This window comes from Xanthobacter aminoxidans (genome assembly GCF_043193615.1).
Taxonomy (GTDB): Bacteria; Pseudomonadota; Alphaproteobacteria; order Rhizobiales; family Xanthobacteraceae; genus Xanthobacter; species Xanthobacter aminoxidans.
Map to the genome: position 1 here is coordinate 106,049 of NZ_JBAFUS010000007.1, position 16,286 is coordinate 122,334.

General features: G+C 70.1%; 15 protein-coding genes. 10 read left to right on the top strand and 5 right to left on the bottom strand.

The genetic code is table 11. From position 1 onward, the window contains the following. Window positions 1-28: 28 nt before the first annotated feature. The 3 genes from V5F74_RS23565 to V5F74_RS23575 all read right to left on the bottom strand — a co-directional run bounded on the left by V5F74_RS23565 (window position 29) and on the right by V5F74_RS23575 (window position 3,523). Window positions 29-730, bottom strand: a complete 702-nt coding sequence (locus tag V5F74_RS23565; RefSeq protein WP_029555825.1) for a GNAT family N-acetyltransferase — start codon at window positions 728-730, stop codon at window positions 29-31. Further along, complete coding sequence (locus tag V5F74_RS23570; protein WP_029555824.1) at window positions 730-1,575, bottom strand: isocitrate lyase/PEP mutase family protein; 846 nt, start codon at window positions 1,573-1,575, stop codon at window positions 730-732. The genes V5F74_RS23565 and V5F74_RS23570 overlap by 1 nt, the downstream gene beginning before the upstream one ends. A gap of 97 nt (window positions 1,576-1,672) precedes the next feature. Then, a complete protein-coding gene (locus V5F74_RS23575; protein WP_245279278.1) occupies window positions 1,673-3,523 on the bottom strand; it encodes an IlvD/Edd family dehydratase in 1,851 nt (616 codons plus the stop codon). A 218-nt stretch (window positions 3,524-3,741) separates the two neighbouring features. On the opposite strand from V5F74_RS23575, the gene V5F74_RS23580 reads away from it, so the two are divergent. The 9 genes from V5F74_RS23580 to V5F74_RS23620 all read left to right on the top strand — a co-directional run bounded on the left by V5F74_RS23580 (window position 3,742) and on the right by V5F74_RS23620 (window position 12,245). Then, the gene (locus V5F74_RS23580) at window positions 3,742-4,512 is read left to right on the top strand and encodes an energy-coupling factor ABC transporter ATP-binding protein (protein WP_394010165.1); all 771 of its coding nucleotides are present in this window, start codon (window positions 3,742-3,744) and stop codon (window positions 4,510-4,512) included. After that, window positions 4,509-5,141 carry an energy-coupling factor transporter transmembrane component T family protein gene (locus V5F74_RS23585; protein ID WP_394010166.1) on the top strand — a complete coding sequence of 211 codons (633 nt, stop codon included), beginning with the start codon at window positions 4,509-4,511 and terminating at the stop codon, window positions 5,139-5,141. The genes V5F74_RS23580 and V5F74_RS23585 overlap by 4 nt, the downstream gene beginning before the upstream one ends. A gap of 13 nt (window positions 5,142-5,154) precedes the next feature. Beyond that, the gene (locus tag V5F74_RS23590; protein WP_394010167.1) at window positions 5,155-5,730 is read left to right on the top strand and encodes a biotin transporter BioY; all 576 of its coding nucleotides are present in this window, start codon (window positions 5,155-5,157) and stop codon (window positions 5,728-5,730) included. After that, window positions 5,727-7,187, top strand: coding sequence for an AMP-binding protein (locus V5F74_RS23595; protein WP_394010168.1), 1,461 nt, complete (start codon window positions 5,727-5,729; stop codon window positions 7,185-7,187). Before V5F74_RS23590 ends, V5F74_RS23595 begins: the two co-directional genes overlap by 4 nt. Then, window positions 7,184-8,311 (top strand): thiolase family protein, encoded by a 1,128-nt coding sequence (locus V5F74_RS23600; RefSeq protein WP_394010169.1) that lies wholly within the window; start codon window positions 7,184-7,186, stop codon window positions 8,309-8,311. The genes V5F74_RS23595 and V5F74_RS23600 overlap by 4 nt, the downstream gene beginning before the upstream one ends. Before the next feature lie 20 nt (window positions 8,312-8,331). Then, window positions 8,332-9,210: a CHAD domain-containing protein gene (locus tag V5F74_RS23605; RefSeq protein ID WP_394010170.1), complete on the top strand. Its 879-nt coding sequence runs from the start codon at window positions 8,332-8,334 to the stop codon at window positions 9,208-9,210. A gap of 313 nt (window positions 9,211-9,523) precedes the next feature. Next, window positions 9,524-11,335, top strand: a complete 1,812-nt coding sequence (locus V5F74_RS23610) for a PHA/PHB synthase family protein (protein WP_394010191.1) — start codon at window positions 9,524-9,526, stop codon at window positions 11,333-11,335. A 53-nt stretch (window positions 11,336-11,388) separates the two neighbouring features. Continuing rightward, complete coding sequence (locus V5F74_RS23615; RefSeq protein WP_394010171.1) at window positions 11,389-11,817, top strand: HEPN domain-containing protein; 429 nt, start codon at window positions 11,389-11,391, stop codon at window positions 11,815-11,817. Further along, window positions 11,787-12,245, top strand: coding sequence for a hypothetical protein (locus tag V5F74_RS23620; RefSeq protein WP_394010173.1), 459 nt, complete (start codon window positions 11,787-11,789; stop codon window positions 12,243-12,245). The genes V5F74_RS23615 and V5F74_RS23620 overlap by 31 nt, the downstream gene beginning before the upstream one ends. Before the next feature lie 22 nt (window positions 12,246-12,267). Here V5F74_RS23620 and V5F74_RS23625 read toward each other — a convergent pair whose 3' ends face one another. Together V5F74_RS23625 and mbfA are read right to left on the bottom strand one after the other, a co-directional pair. Further along, entirely contained in the window at window positions 12,268-13,251 is a 984-nt protein-coding gene (locus tag V5F74_RS23625) for a zinc-dependent alcohol dehydrogenase family protein (protein ID WP_394010174.1), read from the bottom strand. Between the two features lie 77 nt (window positions 13,252-13,328). Beyond that, on the bottom strand, window positions 13,329-14,306 hold the full coding sequence (gene mbfA, locus V5F74_RS23630) for an iron exporter MbfA (protein ID WP_394010175.1): 978 nt from the start codon (window positions 14,304-14,306) through the stop codon (window positions 13,329-13,331). 94 nt (window positions 14,307-14,400) lie between these two features. On the opposite strand from mbfA, the gene V5F74_RS23635 reads away from it, so the two are divergent. Further along, entirely contained in the window at window positions 14,401-16,284 is a 1,884-nt protein-coding gene (locus tag V5F74_RS23635; protein WP_394010176.1) for a heavy metal translocating P-type ATPase, read from the top strand. Window positions 16,285-16,286: the final 2 nt, after the last annotated feature.

Here is a 16,286-nt window from a genome sequence, read left to right on the forward strand (position 1 = left end):
GGTCTTTCCTCTTTCATTGTCGCGCGGGTTAAAGAGCCGCGCGAATGTCCTCCAGCCGCCGGAGCTGGCGGCCGTTTTCATCGAAATTGTCCGGCGCGAGCCACGCCTCGAAGGCCGCCCTGGCGCGCGGCCATTCGCTGTCGAGCAGGGAGAACCAGGCGGTGTCCCGGTTGCGGCCCTTGACGATCATGTGCTGACGAAACAGCCCCTCGAAGGTGAAGCCGAGCCGCGCCGCCGCCTGCCGGGAGGGGGCGTTGAGCGCGTTGCACTTCCATTCGTAGCGGCGATAGCCGAGGTCCTCGAAGGCGTGGCGGGCCATGAGATACATGGCCTCCGTCGCCCCCCGCGTGCGCTGGAGCGCCGGGGTGTAGAGGATGTTGCCCACCTCGATCACCCGCTGCGCCGGCTCGATGCGCATGTAGGTGGCATGGCCCACCGCCCGGCCGCTGCCCGTTTCCTCGATGGCGAAGAGCAGCGGGTCCGCCTTCTTCGCGGCTTCGGCGTAATAGGCGGTGAAAGCGGCTTCGTCGGGGAAGGGGGCAGGGGAGAGATAGGCCCACAGGGCCTCCTTCTCCCGCCCATGGGAGAGCGCGAAGAGCGAGGCGGAATGCTTGGCCGCATCGAACGGCACGAGGCGGACGTGGCGGCCCTCCAGCGTCGTCGGTTCCGGCCGGCGGGCGGGGAGGGTGTCCACGGGCGCGCCGAGGGGGATGGCGGGATCTTCGGCCATCACGTGTCGCTCCCGGCGCGGAAGAAGCCGTTGATCTCGGCGAAGGGCACGGCGTCCGCGAACTTCTGGAAGGTGCCGGCGTCGCGGATCTCCTCCACCGAGGCGATGAAGGCGCCCCAGGCGACACGGCTCAGGGTGCTGCCCACGCTGATGCGGCGCGCGCCGAGCCCGGCGAGGTCGGCGACGGAAAGCCCCGTCGATCCCGGCATCAGCACGTTCACCGGCAGCGGCGCCACCGCCTCCACCACGGCGGAGATGTCGTCCCGTGTCCTGATGCCCGGCGCATAGAGGCAGTCCGCCCCCGCCGCCGCATAGGCCTTCAGGCGGGTGATGACCTCATTGAGGTCGGTCCGGCCCACCAGGAAGCACTCGGCGCGGGCGGTGAGGATCACATCCGCGCCTGACGCGTCGATGGCCTTGCGCGCCGCGCGCACCCGCGCCACCGCGTCGTCGAGATCGTAGAGCGGACGCGCCGCATCCCCCGTCGCATCCTCGATGGAGAGGCCGGACACGCCGGTTTCGATGCACAGGGTGACACTCTCGGCGACGCCGGCCGGATCATGCGCATAGCCCGCCTCGAAATCCGCATTCATGGGCAAAGACGTCGCCGCGAGGAGATCGGCGATGTGGGCCAACATCTCGTCCCGCCCCACGGCGCCGTCCGGCCGTCCGGTGGAGAAGGCGTAGCCCGCGCTGGTGGTGGCGAGCGCCTTGAAGCCGGCGGCCTCCAGATAGCGCGTGGTGCCCACGTCCCACGGGTTCGGCAGCACGAAGCAGCCGCTCTCGTGGAGCGAGCGGAAGGCGCGGCGCTTGTCTGCGGGTGAGGACGCGGCGGGCGAGGTCATGATGGCAATCCCGTTCGCCGCCGGGGTGTGGCAGCGGGGGGAGATTAGAGCCGCGGCGGGCGGACGGGAAAGCACCGTCCGCCCGTCCGCATCGCGATCAATGGTTGTCGCGCGGCACGCCCATGGTCTGGGCGATGTGCTGGTATTTCACAGCCGGCTTCAGCACCATGCCCTCGTCGAACTGGGCCACCATGGAGCGCTGGATTTCCTGCCAGGGGGTCTGGCTCTCCGGCGCCTTGTAGCCGCCGTGTCCCTGAAGGTCGGCGCGGCGCTGGGCCAGCTCTTCCGGCGAGAGCAGGATGTCGGCGGTGCAGGTGTTGAGGTCGATGCGCACCCGGTCGCCGGTCCTGAGCAGCGCGAGGCCGCCGCCCGCCGCCGCTTCGGGCGAGGCATTGAGGATGGAGGGCGAGCCCGAGGTGCCGGACTGACGGCCGTCGCCGATACAGGGGAGGGCATGGATGCCCTTCTTCAGGAGGGCGGCCGGCGGCTGCATGTTCACCACCTCCGCGCCGCCGGGATAGCCGAGCGGGCCGGTGCCGCGGATGAACAGCAAGGTGTATTCGTCGATCCCGAGCGAGGGATCGTCGATGCGGTGGTGGTAGTCCTCCGGCCCGTCGAACACCACGGCGCGACCCTCGAAGGCCTCCGGATCGTTGGGGTTGGAGAGGAAGCGGGCGCGGAACTCCTCGGAGATCACCGAGGTCTTCATCACCGCGTTGTCGAACAGGTTGCCGTGCAGCACGATGAAGCCGGCATCCTCCTTCAGGGGCGCGTCATAGGGCTTGATGACCTCGCGGTCCCAGGAGAGTTTGCCCTTGCAGTTCTCGCCCATGGTGCGCCCGTTCACGGTGAGCGCGCCCTCGTGGATCTTGCCCTGCTCGATCAGCTCCGCCACCACCGCCGGCACGCCGCCCGCGCGGTGGAATTCCTCGCCGAGATATTCGCCGGCCGGCTGGAGGTTCACCAGCAGCGGGATCTTGTGGCCCACGGCCTGCCAGTCGTCCACCGAGAGCGGCACGCCCACATGGCGGGCGATGGCGTTGAGGTGGATGGGGGCGTTGGTGGAGCCGCCGATGGCGGAATTGACGCGGATGGCGTTCTCGAACGCCTCGCGGGTGAGGATCTGCGAGGGCTTCAGGTCCTCCCACACCATGTCCACGATGCGCTTGCCGGTGTCGTAGGCGATCTGCCCGCGCTCGCGGTAGGGCGCGGGGATGGCGGCGCAGCCGGGCAGGGACATGCCGAGGGCTTCCGCGAGCGCATTCATGGTGGAGGCGGTGCCCATGGTGTTGCAGTGGCCGACCGACGGGGCGGAGGAGGCCACCACATCCATGAACTCGTCATAGCCGATCTCGCCGGCGGCGAAGCGCTCGCGGTTCTTCCACACCACGGTGCCGGAGCCGGTGCGCTCGCCCTTCCACCAGCCGTTCAGCATCGGCCCGCCGGAGAGGACGATGGCCGGGATGTTCACGGTGGCGGCGGCCATGATGCAGGCCGGGGTGGTCTTGTCGCAGCCGGTGGTCAGCACCACGCCGTCGAGCGGATAGCCGTAGAGGATTTCCACGAGGCCGAGATAGGCGAGGTTGCGGTCGAGCGCGGCGGTGGGCCGCTTGCCGGTCTCCTGGATGGGATGGACCGGAAACTCGAACGGCACGCCGCCCATGGCCTCGATACCCGCGCGCACGCGGTGGGCGAGGTCTAGATGGTGGCGGTTGCAGGGGGAGAGGTCCGAGCCGGTCTGGGCGATGCCGATGATGGGCTTGCCGGACTGCAATTCCTCGCGGGTGAGGCCGAAATTCAGGTACCGCTCCAGATAGAGCGCGGTCATGCCGGGATTGTCCGGATTGTCGAACCACAGCTGCGACCTGAGCTTCAGGCCGTGCTTCTCGGGCTGGTCGCCCTTGCGCTCGATCGTTCCGTTTTTCCCCTGGTCGGCAGGACCGGACATGGCTTTCTCCACTACTCCGGCGTTCGGGTGCGCCGGATTTTAATCGATTTGATCGGCGGGATTTATGCGCCCGGCGGCGGCGGAAATCAATCCGGGTTTGGAGGCGTTCCGGTGTGCGATGCACCGTCAGGGCGCCTCCCATGCCGTCGGCGCGCGCGCCTGGACTCTTGCCTCACCGCGCGAACCGTTTATCGGAAGAGCGCTATCGAGGAGAGGTCATGAGCGAGATGCCCGCCGCCGCCGACATGCGCCCCGCCACCGCGCCCTTCGCGCGGCTCGCCGGGGTCGAGGTGACGCGTGGCGCGCGCACGGTCTTCTCCAATCTCAACCTCACCCTCACCGAGCGGCGCATCGGCCTCGTGGGCGACAACGGCTCCGGCAAGTCCACCCTGCTGCGGCTCCTCAACGGGCTGATCCTGCCGGATACCGGCACGGTGACGGTCGAGGGGCTCGACACCCGCCGCGACCGCCGCAAGCTGCCGGCGACGGTGGGTTTCGTGTTCCAGAACGTGGACCACCAGATCATCTTCCCCTCGGTGCGGGAGGAGATCGCCTTCGGCCCCATCCAGCAGGGCACCCCCAAGGCCGAGGCCAATGCGGCCGCCGACCGGCTGCTCGCCCGCCACGGCTGCGCCGGCTGGGGCGATCGGGCGGTGTCGGATCTCTCCGAGGGGCAGAAGCAGCTCGTCTGCATCCTCTCGGCGCTGGCCGCCGGCCCCTCGGTGCTGCTGCTGGACGAGCCCTTCTCCAGCCTCGACCTCACCACCCGCCTCACCCTCGCATCACGCCTCGGCGCGCTCGACGTGACGCTGGTGATGGCGAGCCATGACGTGGACCTGTTCGCGGGCTTCGAGCGCGTGATCTGGCTGAAGGGCGGCGAGGTGGCGGCGGACGGGGCGCCGGCCGACATTGTCCCGCTCTACGAGGCCGACGCGCGCGCCCGCGCCGAGCTGGCGATTGGGCGGCAGGCCGGAAGGGCGTTCCCGTGATCGCCGGCTATCTCTCCGGCCGCAGCCTGCTGCATCGCCTGCCTGCCGGGGTGAAGCTGATCGCGCTCGCGGTGCTCTCGGTGCTGATCGTGCCGCTGGACAGCCCGGTGCTGCTGGCCATGGCGCTGGCCGCCGTACTCATCGTCTATTCCAGCTTCGGCCGCCCGGGTCTCCGGCGGCTGGCCCAGTGGCGCAGCCTTGCGCCGTTGCTCGCGGTCATCTTCGCGCTGCAGGTGTGGGCGGCGTCCGTCGAGGTGGCGCTGGCGAGCGTGCTGCGCATCGCGGTGATGGTGCTGTTGGCCGATCTCGTTACCCTCTCCACCCGCATGCAGGACATGATGGACGCGCTGGCCCTGCCCATGCGCCCGCTCAGGCGCTTCGGGCTCGATCCCGAGCGCCTCGCGCTGGCGGTGGCCTTGGTGCTGCGCTTCGTGCCGGTGCTGCTCGACACCTGGCGGGGGCGCGAGGAAGCCTGGCGGGCGCGCAGCCCGCGCCGGCCGGGGCTGCCGCTCATCGGCGCCTTCTTCTCCGGCGCGCTCGCCATGTCCGATCAGGTGGCGGAAGCCCTCGATGCCCGCGGCTTCGGCGCGCCGCGGCGCTCGCGCCCCGCGCGCAAGCCCAGAATTTGAAAGGGACAGACCCATGGACCACCAGATCTTCGAGACGCGCACGCTGGTGCGCATCGCCCTCATCGCCGCCCTCATCGCGGCTTTGGGCTTCGTGCCGCCCATCTATCTGCCCCTCGCGGCCGGCGTGCCCATCACCGCCCAGAGCCTCGGGGTGATGCTGGCCGGCCTGCTGCTCGGCGCCCGCGCGGGGGCGGCGGCGACGGGCCTGTTCGTGTTCGTGGTGCTGCTCGGCGCGCCGCTGCTCTCCGGCGGGCGCGGCGGCCTCGGCGTTCTGGCGAGCCCCACGGCCGGCTTCCTCATCGGCTATGTCGCCGGCGGCTACGTCACCGGCGTCCTGGCCGAGCGCCTCGCCGCCCGCAATCTGCCGGCGCTGGCGACGGCGCTCATCGCCGCCATCGCCGGCGGCATCCTCACCGTCTATGCGTTCGGCCTTCCCGGGCTGGCGATGATGGCCAACATCAGCCTCGCCAAGGCCTTCATCGGCACGTCCGTCTTCCTGCCGGGCGACCTCATCAAGGCGGTGGGCGCCGCGGTGCTCGCCACCACCGTCCTGCGCAGCTGGTCGGTGGCGGCGCCGCACCGGCCGTGAGCATCACGCGCCACCTCGCCCGCCACGCACTGGAGCGGCCGGATGCGCCGGCCCTCACCTGCGGCGGTGAAACGCTGACCTATGCCGCGCTCGACACGCTGGTGGCGCGCTGCGCCGGGCGGTTCGCGGGGGCCCCGGCGGGCGGCATCGGGCTCGATCTGCCCAATGGCGCGGCCCTCGCCATCCTGTTCCTCGCCGCCGCCCGCGCGGGACGGGAGGCGCAGATCCTCGATCCCGGCTGGCCGGAGGGTCAGCGTGTCGAGGTGCTGGAACGGGTCCGGCCGGGCCTCCTCGTGAGCGCGCAGGCGGGCGACATCCGGCTCGATCCGGGGCAGGGCGCGGCGGGGCTGGCCGAGGCGATTGGCGCTGGCCCGGCGGAGGTGATGGCGGAGCCCGCTCCCGACCTGCCCTTCTATGTGGGCTTCACCTCCGGCTCCACGGGCCTGCCCAAGGGCTATCGCCGCGCGCATCGCTCCTGGACGACGAGCTTCGATGCGGACACGGCCGAATTCGGCATCGGCGCCCACGACGTGCTCCTCGCCCCCGGCGCGCTCACCCACTCGCTCTTCCTCTATGCACTGGCGCGCGGCATCGATGCCGGGGCGCATGTGCTGCTCTCTCCGAGCTTCCGTCCCCGCATCGCCGTCGAGCTGGCCCGCGCTCATGGCGCCAGCGTGCTCTATGGCGTACCGACGCAGATCGCTCTGCTGCTGGACCATCTCGCCGCCGAGAGCGAGACCCTGCCGGGCCTGCGTCTCGTGCTCTGCTCCGGCGCGAAATGGCCGCCGGGGCGGCGGCAGATGCTGGCGCACCTTCTGCCGAATGCGGCCTTCGCGGAATTCTACGGCGCCTCCGAGCTCTCCTTCGTCACCGTGGCGAAGGAGGCGGAAAACGTGCCAGCGGGCTCGGTGGGCCGCGCCTTCACGGACGTGCGCCTCTCCATCCGCGATGCCGCCGGGCGGCGGCTGCCGGCGGGGCGGACGGGACGGGTGTTCGTGGCGAGCCCCTTTTTGTTCATGGACTACGCCACCGGCGACAGCCCCGACCTGTACGTGCAGGGCGATGAGGTGAGCGTCGGCGACATGGGTTTTCTCAGCGACGCGGGCTTCCTCCACCTCGTCGGCCGCTCCCGGCGGATGATCGTCACCTCGGGCAAGAACCTCTTTCCCGAGGAGGTGGAGCGGGTGCTGGAAACCCACCCCGCCATCGCCGCCGCCGCCGTGCTGGGGGTGGCGGACGGCAAGCGCGGCGAACGGCTGGTGGCCTTTCTCTCGCTCGCCGAGGGCGAAGCGCCTGCCCGCGCCGACCTCATCGGCTTCCTGAAATCCCGCCTGCCCCTGTTCAAGGTGCCGCGCCTCTATGCGCGGGTGGCGGACTGGCCGCTGACGCCCACGGGGAAGACCGACTTCCCCGCCATCGCCCGCCTGTGGCCCGACCGCTGCGAGCTTCTGCCATGAAGGTCGCGCTCCTCGCCGCCATGCGCACGGCGGTCGCCCCGCGCGGCGGCGCCTTCCGCGACGTGCCGGCCCACAAGCTGGCGGCGGCGCTGATCGGCCCGGTGCTGGAGGCGGCGGGGGTGGGGCCGGAGGACGTGGACGAGGTGGTCCTCGGCAACGCCCTCTCCGGCGGCGGCAACATGGCCCGCGTCGCCGCGCTGGCGGCTGGGCTGCCGGAGCGCGTGCCGGCGCTCACCCTCGACACCCAATGCTGCTCCGGCCTCGATGCCATCCGTCTCGGCGCGGCGCGCATCGCTTCCGGAGAGGCGCGCTATGTGCTGGCGGGCGGGGCGGAGAGCTTCAGCACCGCGCCGTTGCGCGCCCACCGTCCGCGCGAGAAGGACGGCGCGCCGGATTTCTATCGCCAGCCGGCTTTCACCCCCTGGCCGGAGAGCGAGATCGCCCTCGACTCCTCCGCCGCCGCCATGGCTGAGGCGGAGGGCATCTCCCGCGCCGAACAGGAGGCGTTCGCCGCCGAGAGCCACCGCCGGGCGCTGGCGGTGCCGGCGGCGGAGGGCGAGATCGTGCCGGTGGCCGGCCTTGCCGCCGATGCCTTCGCGCGCCGCCTGTCGCCCGCGCTGATGGCGCGGCTGCCGGTGCTGGCGGGGGATGCGGCCCATGGCGTCACCGCCGCCACCATCGCGGTGGAGGCGGATGCGGCCGGGCTCGTTCTGCTGGGGCCCGCGCAAGCGGGGGATGTGACGATGGCCGGAGGTCTGGCGCGCGGCGGAGACCCGCTGGTTCCCGCCCTTGCGCCCATCGCAGCGGTGGAGGCCCTGTGCACTCGCCTCGGCATCGCCCCGGGCGCCATCGATCATGTGGAACTCATGGAAGCCTATGCGGCGCAGGCCCTCGTCGCGCTCCGCCGGCTCGGGCTCGACCCGGCTCGGGTGAATGCGGGAGGAGGCGCCTTGGCGCGGGGCCATCCCATCGGCGCGTCGGGTGCAATCCTGGCGGTACGGGCGTATCATCGATTGAGAGCGATGGAGACAGGCCGCGCGCTGTGCGCCATCGCCGGTGCGGGTGGCATCGCCACCGCCTTGATGCTGGACCGGGACGGAACCGGCCCGGTGTGCGACCGTTGAGCCCCGGTTCCGGAGCAAAAATGCCCATGCTGGATGTCGCGACCCCCGATGCCGAACGCGTGACCCCGCCCTTGCCTCCGCCCCGCGCGGCGGGCGACGCGCTGGCGGACGCTCTCGCGGCGACCATCGAGACCGTGGCCGCGGCGGTGGCCGATCCCGATCCGGTGGAGATGGTGCACGACGCCCGCAAGGCCATGAAGCAGTATCGGGCCTTGCTCCGCCTCGTTCCGGGCGATGAGGCGAAGGCCGAGCGGCGGCGCACGGCAGAGGTGGCGCGCCAGCTTTCCGGTGCCCGCGACCAGGTGGCGGCCCGCGATGCGCTGGACGTGATGGCCCAGGGCGGCTTCCTCCTCGCCTGCGACCAGACCGACGCCGCGGCGGTGCTGGGCGATGATGCCGCCGAGGACGGCGGGGAGCATCGCGCCACGCTCGGCGGCTTTCTCGTCTCCGCGCGCGCCGCGCTGGCCGACACGCTGGCGGCACAGGCGCGGGAGGCGGACGTGGCCAAGGGGCTGGTGAAGGCCTACAGGCACGCCCGCCGCGCGCCCTTCGACACGCCCGAGGCCATGCACGAGGCGCGCAAGCGCGTCGTCACCCACCGCTACCAGATGAGTTTCCTCGCCGAGGCCTTCGGCCATGGGGCCAAGCGCGCCCGCGCCGCGCAGCGGCTGCGGGACCTGCTCGGCGCCTATCAGGACATCGAAACCCTGCGCCCCATGCTGGACGCGGCGGGTGATGCGCTGGCGGAGGGCACGCGGGAGCGGCTCGGCCTCGCCATGGACCGGGCGCAGAAGCGGCTGCGCAAGCGGGCGCAGCGGCAGCACGCGGCGCTGTTCCGCCGCAGCGCCAAGGCCTTTCGCGACAGCTGCCGGGAGACCGTGCGCGTGGCGTCCAATTGACGCGTATCATTGCCGGCTCAGCCTCGGCGCGGCCTGATCGTCATCAAAGCGCCGCGAGAAGCGGCAAAAGCTGAGGTCGCAAAGCTCAAGCGTCCGGCGCGCTGCCGGGCGAGGCTCCGGCATCCGTTTCAAGTCCCGGGCGCCTCCCGCGCCCTGAAGAGATCGGCCGATGGTCAACCTGCCCGCCAATTCGCCCCGTATCCAGCCCCAGACCGTGGGCGGTGCGCCCGCCGCCGCGCCGGAGCCGGCTCCCGCGCCCGCCGTGTCCACGTCGGAGGCGCCGGCTCCCGGCGCCGATCTCGCCCGCGCCGCCATGGATTTCTCCAAGCTGCCCGAGGCCGGGCGGCTGATCGCCCAGGCCTGGGCGCGCATGGCTTGCCATGACGAGGAGGATTTCGAGCACGGGCCGGGGCCGGAAGCCCTGCGCGCGGTGGACCGCGCCGCCGCCGCGCTCTCCGCCCGCGCCACCTCGGGCCTCTCGCCCACGGCGCTGACTTTGTCGCTGATGGACTGGTGGATGCATCTGGCCGCCGCCCCCGGCAAGCAGGCGGAACTGGCGCTGAAGGCGTGGCGCAAGTCCGCGCGGCTCGGCGCCTACATGGTGGCCTCCAGCTTCGACCGGAGCTTTCCCAACTGCATCCAGCCGCTGCCGGGGGACGAGCGGTTCAGCGCCCCGGCGTGGCAGGACTGGCCGTTCCGCTTCTGGTACCAGTCCTTCCTGCTCAATCAGCAATGGTGGCACAATGCCACCCACGGCGTGCCCGGCGTCGCGCCCCACAATGAGGCGGTGGTGGCCTTCGCCGCCCGCCAGCTGCTCGATGTCTTCTCCCCGTCGAACTCGCCCTTCACCAATCCCGAGGTGCTGCGCCGGGCGCGGGAGACGGGCGGGCTCAATTTCGTGCAGGGCGCGCGCAATTTCATGGAGGACGCGGCGCGCAAGGCCTCCGGCCAGCCGCCGGTGGGTGCGGAGGCGTTCGAGGCGGGCCGCAATGTGGCGGTGACGCCGGGCGAAGTGATCTTCCGCAACCACCTCGTGGAACTGATCCAGTATCGCGCGACCACCGCCACGGTCGCCGCCGAGCCGGTGCTGATCGTGCCCGCCTGGATCATGAAGTATTACATCCTCGATCTCTCGCCGGAGAACTCGCTGATCCGCTATCTCGTGTCCAAGGGCCACACGGTGTTCTGCCTCTCCTGGCGCAACGTGACGGCGGAGGACCGCGACCTCGGCTTCGACGACTATCGCCGCGACGGCGTGATGGCGGCGCTCGATGCCATCAATGCGGTGGTGCCGGGCGAGAAGGTCCATGCGGTGGGCTATTGCCTCGGCGGCACGCTGCTCTCCATCACCGCCGCCGCCATGGCCCGCGCCGACGACGAGCGCCTCGCCTCCGTCACGCTGTTCGCGGCGCAGACCGATTTCTCGGAAGCCGGCGAGCTGCAATTGTTCGTGGACCCCGGCGAGCTCTACACGCTCGAAAGCATGATGTGGGACCAGGGCGTCCTCTCCTCCGGGCAGATGGCCGGCGCGTTCGAGATGCTGCGCTCCAACGATCTCGTCTGGTCGCGCCTCGTCCACGAATATCTGATGGGCGAGCGCACGCCCATGAACGACCTGATGGCCTGGAACGCGGACGCCACCCGCATGCCCTACCGCATGCACTCCCAGTATCTGCGCCAGCTCTTCCTCGACAACGACCTCGCCGCCGGCCGCTACAAGGTGGACGGGCGCCCGGTCTCGCTCCAGGACATCAACGTGCCCCTGTTCGTGGTGGGCACGGAGCGGGACCATGTGGCGCCGTGGCGCTCGGTCTACAAGATCCACCAGCTGACCGACACGGACGTGACCTTCGTGCTGACCTCCGGCGGGCACAATGCCGGCATCGTCAGCGAGCCGGGGCACAAGCACCGGCATTTCCGCCTGCACGAAACCCGCCACGGCGACCACCATCTCGGTCCCGACCAGTGGGTGGAGGCGACGCCGGCGCAGGATGGCTCGTGGTGGCCGGCGTGGGAGGCCTTCCTGTCCGCCCGCTCCGCCCCCGGCCACGCGCTGCCGCCCTTGGGCGCGCCCGGCTATCCGGTGCTCTGCCCGGCGCCGGGAACATATGTGATGCAGCGCTGAGGAGAAAATGGCGGTCGCCTTGACCTGTCGCTGTTGGGCGCTAGCTTGGACTTATGGTGGGGGCTTCGGCAGACGAGTGGTGGCGACGAGCCGAAAGCGAGCTCGAATCCGCCAAAATTCTCAAAATCAGCGGCAAAGCAGCTGAAGCATATTTCCATGCGGGGCAGGCGATCGAGTTTGGTCTTAAGGCGTTGTATCTAAAACGGAACAATCTCTCAGAAATGCCGGCGGATCATAAGGGGGCGAACTGGCACAATTTGGCAATGTGCGCGACGGCCGCACGACTTCATGTCGATCTTAAGCAGCCCGGTGTTTCGAGAGATTTGCGTGCGGCCTGGCTCACTGTGCGAGATTGGAAAAGCAACGCTCGCTTTCCCGATATGAAAGTTCCGAAGCAGGAGATTAATGACTTGTTTGTCGCAGTGTGCAACGATCGAGATGGAGTCTGGCAATGGCTGCGCAGGATTTACCAATCGATCTGATTGATGCGGGCGCGGCCGTTCTGGCGGCGACCGATGCGCTGGCGATGCAGGCTCAAGGTGCAATGTGGATTTTCGACCACTCACTAGGCGACTGGCGCTATTACCTCGTAACGTCGCTCGTGGATACAATTGGTCGTAGGAAGACGTATAAATTGCTGATCGATATTTTCGAAAAAATTGGCGTTCCAGAATCAATGACAATAGACGATGTGCATCTCGGCTCTCCGTCTGACCCGTTCTTTAAGATGATTAGCTCGATCGCTAGGATTGACGGCGGGGGGAACGTGGTGTTTCAAAACTGTATCCTAAATGGTATTATTTTTGATGGTATTATCTATAGGTCAGTTAAAACTACGCCGGATCAAAAAGAGGCGGAGCGAATTGAAAAGAAATTCTCGAAACGTGTGAAGGATATGGTTCGTGCCTGAGTTTCGCTGAGAGCAGAGAGTTTCAAGGCACCAGCACGGCCGCCCCTTCCAGCCGCCCGCCGCGCAGGTCGTCCAGCGCGCGGTTGGCCTCGGAGAGGGGATAGGGCGTGACGTGGGTGGAGACGCCGGCCTTGGGCGCCAGCGCGAGGAATTCGTGGGCGTCGGCGCGGGTGAGGTTGGCGACGGAGAGGATTTTCCGCTCCTCCCACAGCCAGCGATAGGGGAAGGCGGGGATGTCGCTCATGTGGATCCCGCCGCACACCACGCGCCCGCCCTTGCGCACGGCCCTCAGCGCCTGCGGCACCAGTTCGCCCGCCGGGGCGAAGATGAGGGCGGCGTCCAGCGGCTCCGGCGGCGGGGCATCCGAGCCGCCGGCATAGACAGCGCCCAGCGTGCGGGCGAAGTCCTGCGCCCGCGTGTCGCCGGGCCGGGTGAAGGCGTAGATCTCGCGCCCCTGCCAGCGCGCCACCTGGGCGATGATGTGGGCGGCGGCGCCGAAGCCGTAGAGGCCGATGCGCTTGCCCTCACCCGCCATCTTCAGCGTGCGCCAGCCGATGAGCCCGGCGCAGAGCAAGGGCGCCAGCGCGATGTCCTCGCCGGCCTCACCAAGGGGATAGACGAAGCGCGCGTCGGCCACCGTATGGCTGGCGAAGCCGCCGTCGCGGGTGCAGCCGGTGAAGACCGGCGCGTCGCACAGGTTTTCGGCGCCCTCTTCGCAATAGGAGCAGCAGCCGCAGGCGCGGCCGAGCCAGCCGACGCCCACCCGCTCGCCGATCGTGAGATGAGAAACCCCCGCACCGAGCGCCGCGACGCGCCCGACGATCTCATGGCCGGGGACGATGGGCAGCAGCGTCTGCGGCAGCTCGCCGTCCACCACATGCAGATCGGTGCGGCAGACGCCGCAGGCGCCGACCTTGATGAGGACTTCCCCCGGCCCTGGCACGGGATCGGGCCGTTCCTCGGCGACAAGGGGACCGCCGACCTCTTTCAGGACCATGGCGTGCATGAGGTGCCTCGCGATATCTGAGGTACCCTCTCACGCCTTGGGAGCGGGAGACATGATCTCCCGCAACGGCATATGGGTCAGCTGCCGCCGATGAAGATGCCCGCCGCCAGCACCAGCGCGCCGCCCAGCACCACCTGGAAGACCGAGCGCCAGAAGGGCGTCTCCATATAGCGGTTCTGGATGAAGGCGATGGCCCACAGCTCGACGAACACCACGATGATGGCGATGGCCGTCGCGGTCCAGAATTCCGGGATGATGTAGGGCAAAGCGTGGCCGAGGCCGCCCACCGCGGTCATGATGCCGGAGGAGAGGCCGCGCTTCAGCGGCGAGCCCCGGCCGGAGATGACGCCGTCGTCGTGCAGGGCCTCGGTGAAGCCCATGGAGATGCCGGCGCCCACCGCCGCGGCCAGGCCGACGAGCAGGGTGGTGTGGGAATCCTGCGTGGCGAAGGCGGTGGCGAAGATGGGGGCCAGCGTCGAGACCGAGCCGTCCATCAGGCCCGCGAGGCCCGGCTGCACGAAGGTGAGCAGGAACTGTCGGCGGGCCTTCTCGTCCTCTTCCTTCTTCTTGTCGGCGGGCAGATAGCGGTCGGCGAGGTTGCCGGCGATCTCCTCGTGCTGCAGCTCGGTCTGGTAGAGGCTTTCGAGCAGCTTGCGGGTGTCGGGATCGGACGTCTTCTTCTGCGCTTTCAGATAGAAGTTGGCGGCCTCGTCCTCCATCCGCCCCACCTCGGCGCGGATGCGCTCGATGCCGAGGTTCACCACGGCCCAGACCGGCCGGCGGCCGTAATAGCCGGCGATGCTCTCGCGGCGGATCAGCGGCACGGTGCCGCTGTAGCGCCGTTCATATTCGCGGGTGAGGCTGGTCTGATGGCCGCGCTCCTGCGCCGCCATGCTCTCGAACACCTTGGCCGTGTCGGGATATTCGCTCCGCAGCGCCTCGGCATATTCCATGTAGATGCGCGCGTCGTCTTCCTCGGAGGAGATGGCGAGCGCGAGGATTTCCCGCTCCGAAAGGTCTGCAAACCGGCGGCGGCCGGAGAGAAACGACAACATGCCGGGTGACTCCTGTTTAGAACTCTTCTAACAATCTGATGTTCGCGCGACAACAGCGACGGCAGTGCGACCAAAGCGCCGCACCGGGGGAGAGATGACGGAGCCGGGGCATATCCACAGCGAGGCCGCCGCCGGGCGGAACCGGTACCTTCTGCTCGCCGCCGCCGTGCTGCCCCTCACCGTGGGGCTGCTGCTCCAGCTCGCCGGGATGAAGGCTGCCGCCTCGGCCGCCTTCGCCGTGGGCACGGCGCCGGTTCTGGCGGTGCTACTCCTCGACATCGCCCGCTCCCTGCGCGCGGGCCGGTTCGGCCTCGACGTGCTGGCCGCGCTCTCCATGGCGGCGGCTCTGGCCTTCGGCGAGCCTCTGGCCGGCAACGTGGTCGCGCTCATGTATGCGGGCGGCCAGCAGCTGGAGCGGTTCGCGGAAGGCCGCGCCCGGCGGGAGATGACCGCCCTCGTCGCCCGCGCGCCGCGCGATGCGATGCTCCATCGCGACGGCGGGCTGGTGGTCGTTGCGGCGGTGGATCTGGTGGCCGGCGACCGCGTGCTGGTGCGCTCCGGCGACACCGTGCCCGCCGACGGCGCGGTCATCGGCGGGCCGGCGGTGCTGGACCTCTCCTCCCTGACCGGCGAGACGCGCCCGGCGCGGCTGGAGGATGGCGAGGAGGCCCCCTCCGGCGCGGTGAACGCCGGTGATGCCTTCGATCTCGCCATCCTGCGGCCGGCGGCGGACAGCACCTATGCGGGCATCGTGCGCCTCGTGGAGGAGGCCGCGTCCAGCCGCGCACCCATGGTGCGCCTCGCCGACCGCTACGCGCTCGCTTTCCTTTTCGTCTCGCTGGCCCTCGCCATCGGTGCGGCGATCCTCGCCCACGATCCGCGCCGGGCGCTGGCGGTGCTGGTGGTGGCGACGCCCTGTCCCCTCATCCTCGCCGTGCCGGTGGCGCTCATGGCCGGCCTGTCGCGGGCGGCGAAGCGCGGCGTTCTGGTGAAGAGCGGCGGCGCGCTGGAGAAGCTGGCGCGCGTCCGCGCCTTGGTGGTGGACAAGACCGGCACCCTCACCCACGGCCGCGCCGAACTGGAAGAGGTGCGCACCGCGCCCGATTTCGACCCTGAGGAGGTGCTGCGCCTCGCCGCGTCGCTGGATCAGGCGTCGAGCCATGTGGTGGCGCGGGCGCTGGTCCATGCCGCGCAGGACCGGGGGCTCCCGCTCTCGCCGCCCCTTGGGGTGAAGGAGGACGGCGGCGCGGGGCTTGAGGGATGGGTCGAGGGGCGGGCGGTGGCGGTGGGCGCCACGGCCTATGTGGCTGCCCGCGCGTCCGGCGACTGGAGCGAACTTCGCGCGCTTCTTCCCCCCGCGAGCGCGGTGGTGGCGGTGGCCGTCGATGGCCGTCCGGCGGGTCTGCTGCTGTTCGCCGATCCGGTGCGGGACGACGCCGCCGACATGATCGCCGCGCTGCGCCGGGGCGGCGTGCAGCATGTGGCGCTCGCCTCCGGCGACCGGGCGGAGGCGGTGGATGCGGTGGGCCGCGACCTCGGCCTCGACGCCTGGACTGGGGAATTGAAGCCGGAAGGCAAGATCGCGCACATCGCCCTGTCGCGGGAGACCGCCAATGGCGGCGCGGTGATGATGGTGGGCGACGGCGTGAACGACGCCCCCGCGCTCGCCGCCGCCGACATCGGCGTCGCGCTCGGCGCGCGGGGCGCGGCGGCATCCGCCGAGGTGGCGGATGCGGTGCTGCTGGTGGACCGGCTGGATCGCCTCGCCGAGGCCATGGCCATCGCCCGCCGGTCGCTGGCCATCGCGCGGCAGAGCGTGCGCTGGGGCATCGGCCTGTCGCTGGCGGGCATGGTGGCGGCGGCGTTCGGCTATCTCCAGCCGGTGCAGGGGGCGCTGCTGCAGGAGGCCATCGACGTGGTGGTCATCCTCAACGCCTTGCGCGTGCTCATTCCGGGGCCGGGCGAGGGCGCGGACTGAGC